Here is a 19015-nt window from a genome sequence, read left to right as displayed (position 1 = left end):
AAATGACACGCGTATCATAACAGGAATTTGATTTTTACCGTAACTACTCCTATATCGTATTTATGTTTAATGCCCAGATGTTGTTTCTGGTCTGGTTTTGCGTGTTCAGAATGATTTTACCTTGGTTGGAGGTTTTTACTATTTCTGAACTGTTGTTAAGATTATTCTGAAAATTTTGGCTACATCGGGAAAGAAATTCTTGTAATGTCAAATACATATTTTTGTCTACCTTACTGGAATTGGCTACATAATACATTGTTTAGTGAAACTGATTTGAAATTGCATCAAGTTTAGCCGTGAATTGACTACAATAGTACATTGGTAATGAAACTAATTTTCAATTGCATAAAACCCAGGCATAACTGGATGCAGCAACTAGCAATTTTTGGTGGCACATTTGATCCAATTCACTGGGGACACCTGCTTGTCGCCGAGACAGCAATGCAAGAAGTATCTCTTGAAAAGGTAATTTGGGTGCCATCTCTAAATCCTCCTCATAAAGAAGCAGCTTTGTTTGAGCATCGCGTCAAAATGCTGCAATTAGCCATAAAAGATAACCCAGCGTTTACTGTCTCCCTAGTGGAGGCAAATCGCTCTGGGACTTCATACGCCATTGACACTCTGATTGACTTATCTGCTTGTTACCCAAATACTCACTGGTACTGGATTGTGGGCTTGGATACTTTCCAAACCTTACCTCGTTGGTACCGTGGACACGAACTAGCACAAATGTGTGATTGGTTAATCGCACCCCGACTGCTAGGTGGTGAGACTATAACTCAAAGCAAATTAATCTGCAAGCAAGTGGATCAACAACTAAAGGAGCAGTCGTTTACCATTTACTGGAAACTCTTGAATATACCAATAGTCGGAGTTTCGTCAAGTTTAATTCGCAAATTGTGTCGTGAACACCAGTCAATTCGTTATTTAGTACCGGAAACGGTCAGATCATATATTACTAACAACAGTTTCTACTCGAACAAATCTGAATAAATTATGTGTTTTTTTATTGATCTAACACTTTATGGTTAAAAGTGCCCCCCCCCTTTGCGATATGATTGGGGTCAACGATATCAACATATAAGCATAAATACAGAGGGCAAGACACTGTGATTAGAGTTGCAATCAACGGTTTCGGGCGGATTGGACGTAACTTTGCACGTTGCTGGGTGGGTAGAGAGAATAGCAAAATTGATCTTGTCGCTATTAATGACACTTCAGACCCTAGAACCAATGCTCACCTGCTGAAGTATGACTCGATGCTAGGTAAGATCAAAGGTGCTGAGATTAGTGCCGATGATAACTCTATCATCGTTAACGGTAAGACCATTAAGTGCGTATCTGATCGCAACCCAGAAAACTTGCCCTGGAGAGATTGGGGAATTGACCTAATTATCGAAGCAACCGGGGTATTTACTAGCAAAGAAGGAGCGCTCAAGCACGTAAATGCTGGAGCCAAGAAAGTTCTGATTACCGCTCCTGGTAAAAACGAGGATGGTACTTTTGTGGTTGGTGTGAATCATCATGATTATGACCACAACATACACAACATTATCAGTAACGCTAGTTGTACTACCAACTGTTTGGCACCAATTGCCAAGGTGTTGAACGATAAGTTCGGCATCATCAAAGGTACGATGACGACCACCCACAGCTATACAGGCGACCAGCGTTTGCTAGACGCTTCTCACCGGGATTTGCGACGGGCGAGGGCCGCAGCGATAAACATTGTACCCACCTCCACTGGTGCAGCAAAAGCAGTAGCGCTGGTTATCCCAGACCTGAAAGGCAAGCTTAATGGCGTTGCCTTGCGCGTACCAACCCCGAACGTCTCAATGGTAGATTTCGTAGTTCAGGTTGAGAAGCGTACTATTACTGAAGAAGTGAACCAAGCTCTCAAAGACGCTGCTGAAGGCCCACTTAAAGGCATTTTGGACTATAGCGAACTAGAACTGGTATCTTCCGATTATCAAGGTAGCGATGCTTCTTCGATTGTTGATTCCAGCTTGACTTTGGTTATGGGCAATGACTTAGTAAAAGTGATGGCGTGGTATGACAACGAGTGGGGTTACAGCCAACGAGTTTTGGATTTGGCAGAATTGGTAGCTGAGAAGTGGCAATAATTTGTCATTAGTCATTGGAAAAATGACCAATGGCTATTGGCCAAAGTGTTGGAATCCCTGGCTAAGGCTCAGAACTTGGTCAGGGAATTTTTTTTGTTCGTCGTGCAATAGTACTGTTGATCCGGGTGTAATGTTGCCGACGATCGCAGCACCTTGACCAAGATGTTGTACTAAGGCTAATGCTGACTCTTGTGGCAAGCAAAGCACTAATTCAAAGTCTTCGCCACCGTATAGAGCATAAGCTAGCGCTTGCTCTTCTGTTAGCCAATGGTCAAAAGCTGCTGGTATAAAAATTTGTCTGCGTTCTAGGACAGCGCCAACACCACTGGCACGACAGATTTGGATAATTGCATCGGCCAAACCATCGCTGCTATCCATACCAGCTATGGGTATGGGGCATTGAGATGCTAAAATTTCCCAGAGGATTGGCAAGACATCTAATCGTGGTTGTGGACGTTGATGTGCGTGGATTAGAGCCGTGCGTTCTACATCTTTGAGGTTTTGTCCTAATTCGGGGTGTAAGAGCAGTTCTAAGCCAGCGTGGGAGGCTCCATGAACCCCTGTAATAACGATCGCATCTCCCACTACAGCAGCAGAACGGCGGATAATTTGACTAGGGTTAACTTGACCAAACGCTGTAATTGCCAAAGTTGTCACAGGCGATCGCACCACATCACCTCCGACAATGGAGGTATTGTATTTTTGCAGGCATTCTGTCATTCCGTGGTACAGTCGCTCCACCCAACTTACCTTAACTTCGCCAGGGAGTCCCAACCCGACGGTAATTCCCAATGGGGAAGCCCCCATCGCTGCTAAATCTGATAAATTGGCAGCAGCAGCCCGCCAACCAGCATCTTGTGGGGAAGTGGTGAGGTTGCTAAAATGTACGCCATCAACCAGTACATCTGTAGTCACTACCAAAGATTTCCCTGGTGCAGTTTCAAGTACTGCGGCATCATCACCGATAATTTCTGGAGGACAGAAGCGCTGTAATCTTTCTAAAAGACCTTGTTCGCCAATATCTTTTACTTGTTGAGAAGAGAAATTACTGTTCACAATCGGTTTTCCGTGCTGAAAAATTACTAAGAAAACTGATGATTTGTTTTACTGTTTAATATAAGGGTATCGTCTAGGAGTCAGTTGGGATGGTAACAACACCAGTAACCAGCATCACATTTGAAGAGTACTTAACCTATGATGATGGCAACGGTTTTCATTATGAATTGGTGGATGGCAAGCTAGAGCTAATGAACCCACCTACTATTGAACATTTCCTGATTGTCGATTTTTTAGATACTGCTTTCAAAGCAGAAATAAAACGTTGTAGCTCACCTTGGCTGTGTTTTCGAGAAAGTGGGGTGAGAACGGGGAGAAATAAATCTAGGTTGACTGATTTGTGTGTGGTGACGCTTGAGCAAGCCAGGGAATTGTTGAATGCCTCAGCAGTATTTCAGTCACCGCCGTTACTAATTGTTGAGGTGGTCAGTCCAGAGTCGGTGAAACGGGATTATCGTCATAAGCGTTCTGAATATGCGGCCTTAGAGGTTCCTGAATATTGGATTGTAGACCCACTGGAAGCAAAAGTTTCAGTGTTACTACTGGAAGATGGATTTTACGAAGAAACAGTTTTTACTGATACTCAGGAAATTGTATCACGGACTTTTCCAGAATTAGCGATTACAGTTGATCAAGTATTCACCGCCGGGAATCTAAATCAGGGGAATTAGGAGAGACGCGATTAATCACGTCTCTACAGGAGTTCGAAATTATTCTCCCCCTGTTCCCTGCTTCCTTCTTACGCTGCTTGCGGTTCAACCAGATTTTCTATTCCTTGAACGACTTTTGCCGATTCAATTTTGTCACCCGCCTTCAGTTTATCCAAAACTTCCTTGCCTTCAGTTAAATAGCCAAAAACGGCATAGCGACCATCTAATAGGTTGCGTCCGGCGGGGGTAAGTTCTGGTTCAAACAAAAAGAAGAAAAATTGTGATGAACCACCATTCACTTCACTTTCAGGGCGAGCCATAACTACTGCACCAAAAGCAGAAAAAGGTAGAACTGGCATATCAACGTAACGACCAGCTTCTTCTAGCGTAATCCCATAAGTAGGTGCTTTATCACCTTGAACTAAGACTTCTAAGGGAATAGCGCGATATTCACCCGTCTTAGGATCAATGAAACCTACATCTTTACCTGCGGGATCTCCAGTTTGCAGAAAGTAAGATTCTTCAGAACGGGTAAATTCTAAGCCATTGTAAAAACCCCTCTGCACTAAATCTACAAAATTACCAGCAGTAATAGGGGCGCTATAACCATCTACCACAACGGTCAAATCGCCTTTGTTAGTTTTGAATTCTACCGTGGCACGACCTTTCAGTTGTGGCAGGTTACTGTACTCAGTAGGCACTTCAAAGGGGAATTCTTTCACCATTGACTCTTCTATCTGAGTTACTAGATTTAGAAGTTTGCCTCTCTCTTGAAGAATTTGTTCTTTATCTTTGCTGTTCGCCAATTCTTCTAATTTACCCACCCCAGATTTCAACTCGGTAATCCAAGCTTCTGCTTGGGGTTGGCGTTCTGTGGGAACGCTTGTTAAGATTTGGGAGGGTTTATCGAGAATTCGGGATGCTTTGCTGATGTCTTTGGAAATAGCACCCCATCGCCGATTAGCCCGCAGTTGGGCAGAGATGTCCTCTAAACTGGCTTGTAGTTGCCGTACAGGTTTGTTATCTATCGGGAGTGCATACCGCAACAAAGCCTTGCCGTCGGTGATTGCGTTGCCGGCTGGCAACGCGGCGCTACTGGAGGGAGTCCACCCAGCTGTAGTTATGCCTAAAAATATTGTTACCAGCAGTATTGCCATTAGGCTGTTCTTCAGCCAGGATTTTAATAAGTTAAGCATGGGATAACTCAAATGCAGCATTAAATTGTTGACTGGACGTAACCCATCAATAATCTTCCCACGTTAAGGGCGGAGGATAAATGACAAATACTTTGACAACTCTTGGAGACGCTACGCATTAGCGAAGCTTTCGCTTTAGCGATACGCTCAGTACAAATGACAAATGATAAATGACTAATGACAAATGCCCAATGACGGCTCTAGAAGGGTACAATAAATGCCGATTGTCTTCCAAAATTTGAAAGTTTCATGATCTCCAGTAACGACTTTCGACCCGGTGTTTCGATTGTATTAGATGGGTCTGTATGGCGAGTGCTAGAATTCTTGCACGTCAAACCAGGCAAAGGTTCCGCCTTTGTCCGAACTAAGTTAAAAAATGTCCAAAGTGGGAGCGTGATGGAAAAAACGTTCCGAGCTGGGGAAACTGTGCCCCAAGCTACTCTAGAAAAAAGCACGATGCAGCATACCTATAAAGAGGGCGATGAGTTCGTCTTTATGGATATGGAAACCTACGAAGAAGGCAGATTGACCCGCGCACAAATTGGCGATCGCGTCAAATACCTGAAGGAAGGTATGGAAGCTGAAGTTATTAAGTGGGGCGACCAAGTGCTGGGAGTAGAATTGCCTAAATCTGTAGTTCTGGAAATTGTACAAACAGATCCAGGTTTAAAAGGTGACACTGCCACAGGTGGCTCAAAACCAGCAACTTTGGAAACTGGTGCAATTGTGATGGTTCCTTTGTTTATTTCCCAAGGAGAACGCATCAAAGTTGATACCCAAGAAGATAAGTATATCAGCAGGGAATAACTTTCATCTCTACGGAGATGCGAGTCCCGATTGAAATCCCGACATCTGGATTTAATCCCTGCCACACTTAAGATGCTAATTTACGGATAGGTCGAGGTAATAAAAACTGTGCCATTGGACTTTAATGAAATCCGCCAACTATTGGCAACTATCGCACAAACAGATATTGCAGAAGTCACGCTCAAAAGCGATGATTTTGAACTAACAGTCCGTAAGGCTGTGAGTATCAGCAATCAGATGTTGTCGGTAGGTCAAGCGACCTTCGGCGGTGTGGTAGGTTCTGGCCTGACATCGGGTTCATCTGGGGGAAACCAGGTGAACGCGAGTCAGGTAACGGAGGTGTCCACATCTCGCGTGTTTGAGAATACTGGTACTAGCACACAATTGCAGTTGTCAGTAAATCCTCCCTCAATCATCGATCAGAGATTAGTAGAAGTGCCTTCCCCAATGGTGGGAACGTTTTATCGCGCTCCTGCGCCTGGAGAAGCGGCATTTGTGGAAGTTGGCGATCGCGTCCGCAAGGGCCAAACAGTCTGTATCATTGAAGCCATGAAGCTAATGAATGAAATCGAAGCCGAAGTCTCTGGACAGGTGATGGAAATTCTTCTCCAAAATGGTGACGCTGTAGAATATGGTCAACCTTTGATGCGAATTAACCCCGATTAAGTATTAATCTATATATCAAATGAGTCATCTGAAATGAGTCATCGTTAAAACTTCAGTCCTTGCGGGTTAATCCTGATGAAACAAACGTTGCCTTTACCGCCAGAAGTGGTGCAACAAGTAGCTGAATACTTCAGCCTGTTAAGTGAGCCGATGCGCTTGCGGCTGCTCCACTTATTACGGGATGAAGAAAAATGCGTGCAAGAATTGGTAGAGGCAACACAGACTTCTCAGGCAAATGTGTCAAAACACCTGAAGGTAATGTGGCAAGCAGGTATCCTTAGCCGCCGCAGTGAAGGAACTTGCGCCTATTACCGGGTGGAAGATGAAATGATTTTTGATTTGTGTAATCGGGTTTGCGATCGCCTGGCCACAAGGTTAGAGGAGCAAGCCCGTAATTTTCGTGTGTTAAATAGCAAACGTTAGGTCTTTTGTCATTTGTAAAGACCAATGACCAATGACCAATGACCAATAACTAAAGCTGATAATTTTTATCAAAGCTTTCACGAGTTAGTGGTTGTTGTAACTCTACGCCTTCACCACCTAAAACATCCAATGGTTTGCCGTTTACGTCAATGTACACCTTGGCTTTAGGATTTAAACTTGTCGCAGTATAGACAACTTGTCCGACGCGACCCATCATTGATGTGCTACCACCACCACTGGTAAAATCTTCAGATAAATTAACGTGAACTTCGTCATTTTCTGATTTCAATCCCAGCAGCTTAGTTCCTTTGGGGATAGTTGTGGAATCTGTTCCTTCTGTCGGCCCTGCTAACAAACTTTGGAAAGCTGCTTCTAAAGGCTGGCTGGCTCGTATAGAAGCGACTTTAACAGGTTGGGGAACCAAAGCAACACTTTTGTCTTTTGGTCTGAGCCAATAAACATTAGGGCTTTGCTCATTAGCTGGCTGTCTAGTTGATGGTTGTGCTGGTTGAACTATGGAACCAGAGGGGTTTGATGGTGTGGGAGGATTGTTGGAGTGTGTAGTAAACCAAGCTACACCGCCACCCACTGCTACAACCACTGCTGAAACGGCTGCAATTGCGCCTGAAGAAATCCGATTAGATCCTTGTTGGTCTTTCATGTTTAAAACCTTCCTGACTGAGGGCTGATATGGTAGTTATATGAGGAGCAGCCTGGTTAAAGACGATACTTACAAGTAGAGAGTTTCCCGAAACCTGGAGGAGACTTTATGCCTCAAAAGGCGATTATTTTTAATTCCACGAGTCCCTTTTTCAATTTTAGAATTTATATTTCTAATCCGTCACCTACCAAATTATGTAAATTTCATTCTTTTTGGAGATGATTAATTTACAACGCAGAGGAAGGCTGAGTAAAACGCAGAGGAACGCAAAGTAAAGTATTGATTCCTCTGCGTAAATGTTAAAGTTTAATTTTTTACCTGAGTGGCGGCGGTAATCCACTGTTTGAGTGTGGTTGTAACCTCCTCTATGACTATTTCTTGAGATTTACGGGTGGCTCTTTCTACAACTTCAACTTTGCCATTAGCGATCGCGCGTCCGGTTACAATTCTATAAGGTATGCCAATCAAGTCGGCATCTTTAAATTTAACTCCCGCCCGTTCGTCGCGGTCATCTAGTAGGGTTTCAATTCCTGCTTGATTGAGTTCTGTGTAAAGTTTTTGGGCGATTTCAATTTGTTGAGCATCCTTAATGTTGGGAATTGTCACAATCGCGTGGTAGGGTGCGATCGCAACTGGCCAAATAATCCCATCTTTATCATAAGATTGCTCTACGGCAGCTTGTGCTAATCGTGACACGCCCACACCAAAACAACCCATAAATAGCGGCTTTTCTTCACCTTGTTCATTGGTATAAGTTGCACCCATCGCTTGGGAATATTTAGTGCCTAATTGGAAGATGTGACCGGCTTCGATTCCACGGGCGCTTTGTAAGGTTTGTTCTGGGTTATGAATGGCGCGATCGCCTGGTCTTGACTTACGAATATCTACTACTCGCTCTGGTAACTTAAATTGCTCACCCCAATTAGCACCAACTACGTGATAACCAGCTTCATTCGCGCCTGTAACAAAGTTTTTTAAATCAACGGCTGTTTGATCCACCAAGCGCAAAAACTTGGGATGGATCTGTTTATTAGCAGTAATATACTCATCTGCGATATCTGGCGCAATGTAGCCTAAAGGTAGAGATTTGGCTGTCCATGTTTGCTGGGCTTCTACATTTGGTACATTCAAACTAATAATAGTTTTAGCGCCATATTCCGAAGCTAATTTGGTCAGTTCATTTTGCAACTTGACTTCATTAACTTCCTGATCGCCTCGAATGCTTACCAGAACTAACACTGTTGCGCCATTATCATAAACTGTCTGATAAAGGACATTTTTCACCAATTGAGTCGGAGAACAGTTGAGGAGTTGACACACCTTTTCAATCGTTTCTGTTCCAGGTGTATCGCGTTTCTCATAAGTTGTAAACCGTGAGGTTTCGGCTTCAATTGGTAAAGAAACAGCCTTTTCTACGTTAGCGGCGTATTTACCATCCTCAGTGTAGAGAACTTCGTCTTCACCAGCTTCCGCCAAAATCATAAATTCTGTGGAACCAGAACCACCAATTGCACCAGAATCAGCTTCCACTGCCCGAAACGCTAAACCAGAACGCCGCAGCATATTGCTGTAGGCTTTATACATATCCTGGTAAGTTTCTTTGAGGCTGGCTTCATCGGTATGGAAAGAGTAGCCGTCCTTCATGATAAATTCGCGTCCGCGCATTAAACCAAAGCGGGGACGAATTTCATCGCGGAATTTGGTTTGAATTTGGTAGAGATGCAGTGGTAACTGGCGATAAGAGCGAATCATATCACGAGCGATCGCTGTGATTACTTCTTCATGAGTTGGGCCTAATCCTAATTGTTGCTCACGGCGGTCAATTAGGGAAAACATGATTCCCTCAGCTTTGGTGTAAGTGTCCCAGCGTCCCGATTCCTTCCATAAATCAGCAGGTTGTAATTGTGGTAGGAGACATTCTTGTGCGCCTGTAGCGTTCATTTCTTCCCGCACAATCTGGGAAACTTTTTGCAGTACCCGCCACATTAACGGCAAATAAGCATAAAGACCACTACCGATGCGACGAATGTAGCCTGCACGGAGTAATAATTTATGGCTAGGAATCTCAGCATCAGCCGGATCGTCCCGCAGTGTAACAAATAACATTTGTGAAAGTCGCATCGTTTAATCCCTTTCCAGAATCTCTAATTTGTTTATAAACCACCTGGCGATTAGAAATCGCGACTACACAAATTCTTGTCCGCCTGAGCGAACTAAGAAGGCATCCTAGTTTGAACCTGCGTGGTGTGCGATGGCTTTGCCCGCCGCAGGCATCGGCATCTTACAGCCATTAAGATATGGCATGATATAATCTTTGCAACTATTTAATCTAGGTCTAGGTTATGAGTCATTTGACATTAAAACTAGACACTGTTCACCTGAGTGACGAACAATTTTATCACTTATGTCAAAATAACCGCGAATTGAAATTTGAACGCACTACCAAGGGAGAATTAATCATCATGTCCCCCGTTGGAGGTGAAAGCGGCAATCGAGAAGCAGATTTAATTATTGATTTGGGAATCTGGAATCGGCAAACTGGCCTCGGTTACACTTTCAGTTCTTCTACTATATTCAAATTACCCAATGGTGCTGACCGTTCTCCAGATGCCGCTTGGATTCAACGAGAACGTTGGCAAGCACTTACACCTGAACAAAGACGCAAATTTCCCCCCATTGCACCCAATTTTGTCATTGAATTAAGGTCAGCAACGGATGATTTGGAAATGTTGCGTTCCAAAATGCAGGAATATATAGATGCAGGCGTACAACTAGCATGGTTAATTAACCCCCAACAGCAGCAAGTAGAAATTTATCGCCAAAAACAAGATACGGAAGTGCAAAATCTACCCACACAATTATCGGGTGAAGATGTATTGCCAGGATTTAGCTTGAGTCTTTCTTGCTATTAAGATTTGCAAGTGCTGCTAAACCTCCCTTCACTATCTACCTACACTTTCAATTGCTACAGAAAATACTTTATAAGTCTGCCTAAGTAATTTTCACGTTGCAATGGCATTGTTAGTCGAAACAATGGCATTGTCACTTGAAACAATGGCATTGTCACCTGAAACAATCGCATTGTCACCCAAAACAATTGCATTGTCACCCGAAACAATCGCATTGTCACCCAAAACAATTGCATTGTCACCCGAAACAATCGCATTGCAACTCTAAAAGACTTGTGTGTATACCGTAGCCTAAAAGGAGAGATATAAGTAAGTTGGCGCGGAAAAACCCAAATATATTACGAAACGTAAATAGGCTTAAAGTCCTTACTAATGACCAATGACAAAGGACAAATGACAGCCTTCACCAGTTAGCTTTAATTGCGCCAACCTACTTAGAGAAAGGTTTTACGATACTCTTATGACTTACGCAAAAATCGTCAAAAAGCTTAATTTATCGTTCGCGTAGCGTCTTGTAGAGAAGAAATCGTAGAGTGTGCGTGAGTTCTAACCGTGAAAAGTCAGTATTAAAATAACCTGCCTAGACTAAGAAAGTATCTTAGTTTTCAAACTTGAGTGATGTGCTGTGCTTGAGACAATAGGCAGATTTTAACGTTACTTCATTACTCAGGGCATATTACAGCCATTAGGATATCTTAAAAGAAATAACCATCAGGCAATTAGAATCAGGGCATCTTTAGGAGAAACTACCTTGGCAGATGTAATTTATCAAGCACAAGCACCCTTAGAATTTATTCCTCCCGCGTTTAACCCTTTATTGCTACGAGTTGTCCATTTGTTGCTACCCAGTTGGATAAAATGGCAAACACCGATTACCCAAATTGAAGCAGACAACGTAGAGGTGCTGGTGGATCTCTATCGCCAGTTTCAAGAGGGTAAGATCCGTTTTATGCTGGCATTTCGCCATCCGAAAACAGACGATCCGTTTTGTTTGGGTTACTTGCTGTCTCAAATTGTACCAAAGACAGCGCGATCGCAAGGTACAACACTACAACATCCCATTCACGCTCATTTTATCTACGATCGCGGCATTCCTCTCTGGGCAGGTTCCTATGTTGGCTGGATTGCTTCTCATTTAGGTGGGACTCCGATTCAGCGAGGTAAAGCTGACTGGACGGGGTTACGTTCGGCGCGTGACTTGTTTGCCAATGGGAAATTCCCAATGGCGGCTGCACCAGAGGGTGCAACCAATGGCTTATCGGAGAATATTAGCCCTCTAGAACCTGGTATTGCCCAATTAGGCTTTTGGTGTGCTGAAGATTTGCACAAAGCTGAACGCCCCGAACAGGTTTTAATTGTACCAGTTGGGATTAAATATAGTTACGTTGATGCTCCTTGGGATGCGATCGCTAATCTTTTAACTGAAATGGAAGCCGCTAGTGGTTTACCTGTGCATCCACCTGAAAATGCTTCTATAGAGTCGCTTTATCCCCGGTTGTTGGCTTTGGCAGAACATTTACTTTTGCTCATGGAAGAATTTTACACCCGGTTTTATCATCAGAAATTGCCAGATGCGAAGATTGTAGCTGGGCAAATTCCAGATAGAAATGAAGCGTTAGCATTTCGTTTACAAGCGTTGTTGAATGCAGCGCTGCTAATATCAGAACAGTATTTTAATTTACAGTCAAAAGGTAGTTTGAGCGATCGTTGTCGGCGAGTCGAGCAAGCAGGTTGGAATTATATATTTAGAGAAGAGTTTAAGGATGTCAAAGGAGTCTCTGCTGTTGAAAGAGCTTTAGGCGATCGCGTTGCTGAAGAAGCAAATGCCCGGATGTGGCATATGCGTTTAGTAGAAAGTTTTGTGGCAGTTTCTGGTAATTATATTCGTGAAAATCCAACGGTAGAAAGGTTTGCTGAAACGACTTTAATTTTATGGCAAATGATTGCTAAAATCAAAGGCGATAAAACTTTGCAGCGTCCGCAATTAGGTAAACAAAAAGTCAAAATTACTGTGGGGGAACCCATATCTATTTCTGAGTATTATCCAGCGTATAAGGAAAATCGTTTGGGTGCTAGGCAAGCTGTTGCTGATGTGACAAATGATTTGCAACACGCGTTGGAAGGATTGATTTAATTAAGAGGGTAATATTTCAAGTTCCTAGATTCAGCTTGCTTCAGTAAGAATTAAATTATCTTCTCACTACACAATTATAGTAAGATATTATAGCGTGTATACACGCTATAATGAAATTTGATATAAAAATACTGTCAATGCTTTAAGAATAATTATTCTTGATAGAAATGTGTTGCCCTAATTAAGGAAACCTAAAAAGTCTGAAATAGTTCGTAATTTGACTGCTCGAAAATTCTTAATGGGTCTGTTTAGCAGAACAATCACTCAAGCGGAAATTAATTAAAATTTTGCAGTTGCAGAGGTTAGTTATGGAAACTACAACTAAAAGACAAGAATTGTTAAAAGCAATCAATCAAAGACTAGAAGAAGCTTATGAAGATACTTTAGAAGATATTTTAGAACTGTTAAATATTAGAAAGACAGAGGATCAAGAGGATATTAAAGCCTTTGAGGAAGCTGAAAATGAACCTACTATTACTTGGGAACAGTACAAACAAGAATTGGAATCGTGACTTATCAAATAGAACTTTCTAAAAAGGCTGCAAAACAATTAAAAAAATTATCTGCTGATATTGGAGATAGAATTAACCAGAAAATTTTAGAACTGGCTGAAAATCCTCGTCCTAGCGGCGTTGTCAAGCTAGAAACTACTGGCAATAAATATCGTATTCGTGTTGGCAATTATCGGATTTTGTACGAGATTCAAGATGATGTACTGATAGTTAAAGTTGTCAGAGTAGGTCATCGAAGAGATGTTTATCGAGATGAATAGATTGTCAAGTTAATACTAATTACTCAATCTACTTTCGCAGCGATTTTATAATTACATTCCAAAAAATATATTAGATAAATCAAGTGAAAAATCAGGAAAACAGGGCAGATTAACTGATTCATTTGGCAGATAAATCAACTTGCGACGATAGCCAAATTTAACTTGCAAAGTTTGATAAGGTTCGCTGTAGCACTCTAGATAATTATCTACTAAATTAAATATCCAATAATCAGAAATCCCTGCTTCTGCATAAATAGGTAGCTTTTCTTCTTGGTCATATTTTAAGGATGAATCGGCAATCTCAATTAAGAGTAAAATATCAGATGGGCTGGGATGATTTGCTAGATAGTCATCATCTCTATTTTTTGCAATTACTCTATCTGGCTCAGGCTCACTGTTGTTAGACAAACTAATTGGCTGTTGTCCTCGCAGGGTTGCGCGATCGCCTACTAGCTTATATAATTCTCTCTCTAGGCGTGTTTCACAAACAGAATGCGGTGTACCTTTTGCAGCCATCTGGATTATTTCACCCTTAATTAGCTCAACTCGGTCATTCTCCTCAAAGAAGCCGAGTTCAGCTAGACGGTGATATTCAGCTATAGTAAAGCGTTTAGCAGTGGTAAGGCTCATAACAACTACGAGAATGCAGAGTTATTTTTATCTTAATATAGCTGTAGCTGATTAAAGTTATACGATACTTATAACAAATAGGGGTAAAAATTTTACCCCTATTTGTTACGGATTATTTTAAGAATAGCTAGAGAAGATTATTACTCTGTTAAGTGACTTTCTAGCAAAGATGCGATCGCTTCGGGATGAATATTCTTGTATTTCTTTTTACCAAGGTGTAAAACACAGTTGGGAGCGCTGCCACAGCATTTTTGGCAACTTGTATGTTCAATGGTAACTTTGTCTAACAAACCGCGATCGCACAGAGTTTTTTCTAATTCTGATAATAACCCTTTACCACCACGTTTCAGGCAACCACCCTTTTGACATACCATAATTTTGGCTTTGCTTTGAGGTGGTAAATCTTGTTTTGGACAAGTATTAATTGGTGTCACCTTATAGGCTTTAATTTTAATTTTACTTGTGCGTGAGTCTATCTTACTATGACCACAAATGCGAAGTTGCTGACCGGGAACTAAGGATGAACTTAGTAAACGGCGTAACTCTTTAGGCAGTTTAATTTCCACATTTCCAGATGGAACTGCCAATTGCATATATTTATATTTTCCTGGTTCACCACCAATAAAACCTAGTAACTGTCCCTCAAGGTTCAATTCTGATAACGTCAAATATTTGTCACCCATGATTGATAAAAAGTTGTTGGGGATTGAAGATTAGGGGAGAGGTGACAGGTGACAGGTTATAGGGAATAATCTGTACCCTGTAACCTATAACCTATTCCCTTCTTTACTCCCGATTTTTTAAGCGAGGCGTTTAGCTTCTACTGTTTGGGGTAAATTTGCTGTGTCTGGCAAATCACGAAATTCTAATTCCCAACCATTTGCTAGGGTGAGAATTTTGCCATCATTTCCATCGGTTTGTTTGACGACTTCTTCTTCCAGGTCTTTTTTAGCAACGTAAACTACTAAAGTGCCGGCATCATTCATCCGTAGCATTACTTTCATGAGATTCCTCAACCGATTCTAGTTCTTTTTTCTTGCAGCCGACGACAAACCCTGTTTCTAAGAAATGCACAGCATATATATAGGAAGTCTGCAAATATGTGCCTATACTCGCTATGTAACCGATATCTCCCTTGTTGACTAAAACTTGGCCGACTTCCTTACCAGGAAAAGTACCATCGTTTTTTAGCAGTTTACGAACTCTGACTTTTTCACCGATTTCAAAAGCAGGTGGCAAGTTTAGTTCTAATTCATCGCGTTGCATGAGAGTACCTCTGTTCTCTGACCAAATTCAACAATTCTTCTGTCGTCAAACTGCGTTTTTTCTGTACCGATTGATGACGCACTGCATCTAAAACAGATTGGGTTTCTTGGGAGTTCAAGAAAATTCCATGCTGTTCTAGCAAGTTAGCAACTAAATGCCGTCCAGAATGTTTACCTACTACTAAACGCCGTTCCCAACCCACCTCTTCGGGTGCAAATGGTTCGTAGGTGATGGGGTTTTGCAATACCCCGTGAGCATGGATGCCAGATTCGTGAGCAAAGGTATTTTCGCCAACGATCGCTTTCCAAGGTGGTACGCTAGCTCCTGATGCGGCTGCAACTAGTTGAGACAGTTCCAGCAAACTGGGAGTGTCGATGCCTAAATCAACGCCATAGATGCGTTTAATTGCCATCACAACTTCTTCTAAAGCTGCATTTCCCGCTCTTTCACCTAATCCGTTGACTGTGGTATTCACAGATAAGGCTCCGGCTTTGATACCTGCAAGAGCGTTGGCTGTTGCTAGACCAAAATCATTGTGGGTGTGGATTTCTAGGGGAATCATCAAAGCAGAAACCAGCCGTTTAACCTTGGTGTAGGTGGCGAAAGGGTCGAGAACTCCTACGGTGTCGCAGAAGCGGAACCGGGATGCACCCCATTCTTGGGCATAAAGCGCTACATCTAAAAGGAAGTTTTCATCAGCTCTGGAAGAATCTTCTCCGCCGACTGCTACCCAAAGACCTTGATCGACGGCGAAGCTGATGCAGTCTTTGAGTTTTTGCAAACTTATTCGCCATTGGCCGTGGAATTTAGCGGCGATTTGGATACCAGAGACGGGAATAGCGATATGCACCCGGTTCAGACCGCAAGCAATAGAAGCCTTAATATCTGAGATGACGGCGCGGTTCCAGCCGAGGAGTTTTGCTTGTAAACCCAAATCAGAAATTGCGGCGATCGCACGGGTTTCTTCATCACCCATTGCCGGTATACCGACTTCTAATTCGGGAATACCAATGGCATCGAGAAATTTGGCGATCGCTACTTTTTCTTCTAGGGTAAAAGCAACACCTGCCGCTTGTTCACCATCACGTAGTGTAGTGTCATTAATTATGATTTGATTCATTGCAAATATCCCTCTCTTGGAAGTATTCTTAATATCCTTTCTCTCTACAATCCCCAGCGATGGCAAATGCTAAAAATATCACAATTCATAATGTAGGATACATGATCCTTAATTATTGACCTATTAGCAGCATCACATCTGTATGACAGGGAACTAAAACAATGTATAATTTACTAATCGTTTTTACCGATGTCAGTTGAAACCTCTTCGAGTAGCAATGAACTAATATAACTATTAGCAAACCCTGAACAAAGTAAAACACAGAATCCAGCAATTAAGGATGTAATCATCTTAGTAACCTCAGATTTTCTAGAGCATTGGTGTGTACTTTAGGCAGGTAATGGGACTCAAAGCTACAAGGTACAAATTCGCTAACTGTGTTCTGCCAGCCAATCAAAAATCTTTCCTAGCTGCTCCAAATCAACTAAACCATACTGCCAGAGGAGCATCGGTAGTGGCCCATTTTCTAATTCACGGTGTCGCAGAGCTACAGCAATATCAGCATTTGAAAGTTCAAGTTCGTTGTGCAAATAATTGAGGAGTTTTATATCTCTGTTCCGAGTCGCCATAAGTGATTGAACTTTCAATTTCTTAATTTGGGAAAAACTTAAAAATCAGAAATCCCAATTTTTATTTGGTAATTTCGAATTTTTAATTGTTGCTATATGTCAGGAGAATTTCAGATTTAGCAGAATAAACAAAATCTAAATTGCATCTAATCCATCTCAGTCTGCAATAAATTCTGCAAGCATACAGTAGCTTCAAACTCTAAAGCTATTTAAGCTTTGTGCATCCATGAACAAAAAGGATCAAGTTCAGTGATTGCGTCATGAATCCAAGATTAATTAGAAGATTCATGATTCATCGCTGTAATGCCAGCAACGCTCTAGCCACTCTAATAATTCCTGGCGAGAAGCGAGAAATTGCATAACTGTACTGCGAATTAGAATCGCTTCTAGCAAATTGTTCACTTGCACTCGTAAAGAACCATCAGGGGGACAAGAGCTATTTATTTTTAACTCTTGCAGTCGGTGATAGATTCGCCAGCGATCGCTCCGAGGAATCTGCAAAACGTGATTTGTCATTTGTCCTTTGTCCTTTGTCCTTTGTCATTTGTCAGTTGTCCTTTGTCCTTTGTCATTTGCAAATGACCAATGACCAATGACTAATGACTCTTAACGCCTAAAGCTTGCAGTTGTTTTTCGAGTTGCTCAACACGCGAGAGCAAAGAACGAATCACGGTTGCTTCCATATCGGGTAGCTTTCCATGTTCTAAAGGAGAAAGGCTGGCGTTTTCATTTCGGGAAATAATTCGACCGGGAATTCCCACAACTGTGCAATCGCTGGGGATATTCCGCAAGACAATGGAACCTGCGCCAATGCGGACGCGATCGCCAATTTGCAGATTACCCAAAACTTTCGCACCCGCCCCGATCACTGCATTTTTGCCCACTGTGGGATGACGCTTACCAGTTTCTTTACCAGTTCCGCCAAGGGTAACGCCCTGGTAAATTAGTGTGTAGTCGCCGACGATCGCAGTTTCGCCAATGACAACACCCATTCCGTGGTCGATAAACACGCCTTGTCCAATCTCTGCACCTGGGTGAATTTCAATTCCTGTCAAAAATCGCCCCAAATGGGAAATGAAACGGGGGATAAAACCGACTCCTCGACCATGTAACCAGTGAGCAAGACGATGCAAACAGAGTGCGTGCAATCCGGGATAGCAAAACACCACCTCTAGCCAATTCCGTGCTGCGGGATCACGCTCAAAGATAATGCGAAAATCACTCAATAATGGCTCAAAAAAACCGCCAGAGAGTAAATTTTTCAGCATGGATTTATGTGCAGAATCCTGCGTTTTGGTACTGGGGGGATCGCTAATACTGTCTAAAGACTGTTGCATCGGTAATGTCTATCTGGTAAATGAGTCATCTGCTATTTTTATGCTTATATCAGGTGACATCCAACTCGATAGAAAACCCGATGCTGATTGGATTTATTGGATTGATTAAGGTTGTACTCAAACGCCGAAACCCCGACTTAACATAAAGTTAAAATTCGTCTGGGGTTAGGGGCGCTAGTATTTAACGATGGGGGTACTAGTATTTTTGGGGCGGGGGTTAAGAATTTCTGTTCACGCTACAAGAAACTTTACCCGTAAGCCTTTGCTAAGATTTCGTCAAGATATTTTGCAATATATTAAGTTGTACTCAGATGCACTCAAATATGATTTAGATGAAGCTATAAATTGATTTTTTGTATATGCTACTACTATTAGTATCCTATTATTGAGTTGAGCGAAAGACAGGTTTCTTTATTTTCTTTTAGGATTTGCTGTCTGTATGCAGATATACGTTTCAAAATATAGTTATCGCTCATCGTGACTGTTTCCTTATTATATAGATGTGTGGGAATAGCCAACACAAAATCTTAGAGGATGTTTGAAAAGTCTTCTTCTTGGTAGCAAAACGTTTTAGATCCCCCTAAATCCCCCTTATAAAGGGGGACTTTGATTCCGGTTCCCCCCTTTTTTAAGCTATCCATTACCCGGATCTTTCTCAACAAAACATAAAAATACTTAAAGAAAGGCGAAAAGGTT

The 19015-nt window shown here is 42.1% G+C and carries 23 protein-coding genes; 10 read left to right on the top strand and 13 right to left on the bottom strand.

What is annotated here, in order from left to right; translation table 11 throughout:
* Positions 1 to 366 precede the first annotated feature (366 nt).
* On the top strand, positions 367 to 993 hold the full coding sequence (gene nadD, locus V7K69_RS03650; RefSeq protein WP_335031506.1) for a nicotinate (nicotinamide) nucleotide adenylyltransferase: 627 nt from the start codon (positions 367 to 369) through the stop codon (positions 991 to 993).
* Positions 994 to 1109: 116 nt separating this feature from the next.
* Positions 1110 to 2123, top strand: coding sequence for a type I glyceraldehyde-3-phosphate dehydrogenase (locus V7K69_RS03645; RefSeq protein WP_335031504.1), 1014 nt, complete (start codon positions 1110 to 1112; stop codon positions 2121 to 2123).
* Positions 2124 to 2156: 33 nt separating this feature from the next.
* Here the strand turns inward: V7K69_RS03645 and thiL are convergent, their stop codons facing one another.
* A complete protein-coding gene (gene thiL / locus V7K69_RS03640; RefSeq protein WP_335031502.1) occupies positions 2157 to 3179 on the bottom strand; it encodes a thiamine-phosphate kinase in 1023 nt (340 codons plus the stop codon).
* Between the two features lie 89 nt (positions 3180 to 3268).
* On the opposite strand from thiL, the gene V7K69_RS03635 reads away from it, so the two are divergent.
* Positions 3269 to 3850, top strand: coding sequence for a Uma2 family endonuclease (locus tag V7K69_RS03635; RefSeq protein WP_335031500.1), 582 nt, complete (start codon positions 3269 to 3271; stop codon positions 3848 to 3850).
* A gap of 68 nt (positions 3851 to 3918) precedes the next feature.
* On the opposite strand, the gene V7K69_RS03630 is transcribed toward V7K69_RS03635, so the two are convergent.
* Positions 3919 to 5025, bottom strand: a complete 1107-nt coding sequence (locus V7K69_RS03630; protein WP_335031498.1) for a peptidylprolyl isomerase — start codon at positions 5023 to 5025, stop codon at positions 3919 to 3921.
* A 249-nt stretch (positions 5026 to 5274) separates the two neighbouring features.
* Here V7K69_RS03630 and efp point away from each other — a divergent pair, with 249 nt between their 5' ends.
* From efp to V7K69_RS03615, 3 genes are all read left to right on the top strand, one after another.
* Positions 5275 to 5832, top strand: a complete 558-nt coding sequence (efp, locus tag V7K69_RS03625; protein ID WP_114083704.1) for an elongation factor P — start codon at positions 5275 to 5277, stop codon at positions 5830 to 5832.
* 108 nt (positions 5833 to 5940) lie between these two features.
* Positions 5941 to 6498, top strand: a complete 558-nt coding sequence (gene accB, locus V7K69_RS03620; protein WP_335031496.1) for an acetyl-CoA carboxylase biotin carboxyl carrier protein — start codon at positions 5941 to 5943, stop codon at positions 6496 to 6498.
* Positions 6499 to 6573: 75 nt separating this feature from the next.
* Complete coding sequence (locus V7K69_RS03615) at positions 6574 to 6921, top strand: ArsR/SmtB family transcription factor (protein ID WP_012407243.1); 348 nt, start codon at positions 6574 to 6576, stop codon at positions 6919 to 6921.
* A 49-nt stretch (positions 6922 to 6970) separates the two neighbouring features.
* Here V7K69_RS03615 and V7K69_RS03610 read toward each other — a convergent pair whose 3' ends face one another.
* Both V7K69_RS03610 and V7K69_RS03605 read right to left on the bottom strand, forming a co-directional pair.
* Positions 6971 to 7582: a GerMN domain-containing protein gene (locus V7K69_RS03610; protein ID WP_335031493.1), complete on the bottom strand. Its 612-nt coding sequence runs from the start codon at positions 7580 to 7582 to the stop codon at positions 6971 to 6973.
* Positions 7583 to 7888: 306 nt separating this feature from the next.
* Entirely contained in the window at positions 7889 to 9703 is a 1815-nt protein-coding gene (locus V7K69_RS03605) for a proline--tRNA ligase (RefSeq protein WP_335031491.1), read from the bottom strand.
* Positions 9704 to 9924: 221 nt separating this feature from the next.
* On the opposite strand from V7K69_RS03605, the gene V7K69_RS03600 reads away from it, so the two are divergent.
* Entirely contained in the window at positions 9925 to 10494 is a 570-nt protein-coding gene (locus V7K69_RS03600; RefSeq protein WP_335031489.1) for a Uma2 family endonuclease, read from the top strand.
* Positions 10495 to 10584: 90 nt separating this feature from the next.
* On the opposite strand, the gene V7K69_RS32870 is transcribed toward V7K69_RS03600, so the two are convergent.
* Positions 10585 to 10743 carry a hypothetical protein gene (locus tag V7K69_RS32870; protein WP_442936113.1) on the bottom strand — a complete coding sequence of 53 codons (159 nt, stop codon included), beginning with the start codon at positions 10741 to 10743 and terminating at the stop codon, positions 10585 to 10587.
* 499 nt (positions 10744 to 11242) lie between these two features.
* On the opposite strand from V7K69_RS32870, the gene V7K69_RS03595 reads away from it, so the two are divergent.
* From V7K69_RS03595 to V7K69_RS03585, 3 genes are all read left to right on the top strand, one after another.
* On the top strand, positions 11243 to 12625 hold the full coding sequence (locus V7K69_RS03595; RefSeq protein WP_335031487.1) for a 1-acyl-sn-glycerol-3-phosphate acyltransferase: 1383 nt from the start codon (positions 11243 to 11245) through the stop codon (positions 12623 to 12625).
* 308 nt (positions 12626 to 12933) lie between these two features.
* Complete coding sequence (locus V7K69_RS03590; protein WP_335031485.1) at positions 12934 to 13137, top strand: hypothetical protein; 204 nt, start codon at positions 12934 to 12936, stop codon at positions 13135 to 13137.
* Complete coding sequence (locus V7K69_RS03585) at positions 13134 to 13397, top strand: type II toxin-antitoxin system RelE family toxin (protein ID WP_335031483.1); 264 nt, start codon at positions 13134 to 13136, stop codon at positions 13395 to 13397. Before V7K69_RS03590 ends, V7K69_RS03585 begins: the two co-directional genes overlap by 4 nt.
* A gap of 51 nt (positions 13398 to 13448) precedes the next feature.
* On the opposite strand, the gene V7K69_RS03580 is transcribed toward V7K69_RS03585, so the two are convergent.
* The 8 genes from V7K69_RS03580 to cysE form a co-directional block, all read right to left on the bottom strand.
* Positions 13449 to 14027, bottom strand: a complete 579-nt coding sequence (locus tag V7K69_RS03580) for a Uma2 family endonuclease (RefSeq protein WP_335031481.1) — start codon at positions 14025 to 14027, stop codon at positions 13449 to 13451.
* A gap of 140 nt (positions 14028 to 14167) precedes the next feature.
* Positions 14168 to 14710 (bottom strand): (2Fe-2S) ferredoxin domain-containing protein, encoded by a 543-nt coding sequence (locus tag V7K69_RS03575; protein ID WP_335031479.1) that lies wholly within the window; start codon positions 14708 to 14710, stop codon positions 14168 to 14170.
* 117 nt (positions 14711 to 14827) lie between these two features.
* Positions 14828 to 15031, bottom strand: a complete 204-nt coding sequence (gene nifT / locus V7K69_RS03570) for a putative nitrogen fixation protein NifT (protein ID WP_114083693.1) — start codon at positions 15029 to 15031, stop codon at positions 14828 to 14830.
* Positions 15006 to 15293, bottom strand: coding sequence for a nitrogen fixation protein NifZ (locus tag V7K69_RS03565; protein ID WP_069070441.1), 288 nt, complete (start codon positions 15291 to 15293; stop codon positions 15006 to 15008). The genes nifT and V7K69_RS03565 overlap by 26 nt, the downstream gene beginning before the upstream one ends.
* On the bottom strand, positions 15280 to 16413 hold the full coding sequence (gene nifV, locus V7K69_RS03560; protein ID WP_335031477.1) for a homocitrate synthase: 1134 nt from the start codon (positions 16411 to 16413) through the stop codon (positions 15280 to 15282). The genes V7K69_RS03565 and nifV overlap by 14 nt, the downstream gene beginning before the upstream one ends.
* A gap of 371 nt (positions 16414 to 16784) precedes the next feature.
* Entirely contained in the window at positions 16785 to 16982 is a 198-nt protein-coding gene (locus V7K69_RS03555; protein WP_041565135.1) for a DUF2949 domain-containing protein, read from the bottom strand.
* Positions 16983 to 17267: 285 nt separating this feature from the next.
* Positions 17268 to 17498 carry an Asr1405/Asl0597 family protein gene (locus tag V7K69_RS03550; RefSeq protein WP_163926979.1) on the bottom strand — a complete coding sequence of 77 codons (231 nt, stop codon included), beginning with the start codon at positions 17496 to 17498 and terminating at the stop codon, positions 17268 to 17270.
* 80 nt (positions 17499 to 17578) lie between these two features.
* Positions 17579 to 18319, bottom strand: coding sequence for a serine O-acetyltransferase (gene cysE, locus V7K69_RS03545; protein WP_335031473.1), 741 nt, complete (start codon positions 18317 to 18319; stop codon positions 17579 to 17581).
* Positions 18320 to 19015 lie beyond the last annotated feature (696 nt).

It is taken from the genome of Nostoc sp., from assembly GCF_036917775.1.
Taxonomy (GTDB): domain Bacteria; phylum Cyanobacteriota; class Cyanobacteriia; order Cyanobacteriales; family Nostocaceae; genus Nostoc.
Note: the sequence above shows the minus strand (reverse complement) of the source record. Positions and strands in the feature narration are given on the sequence as shown.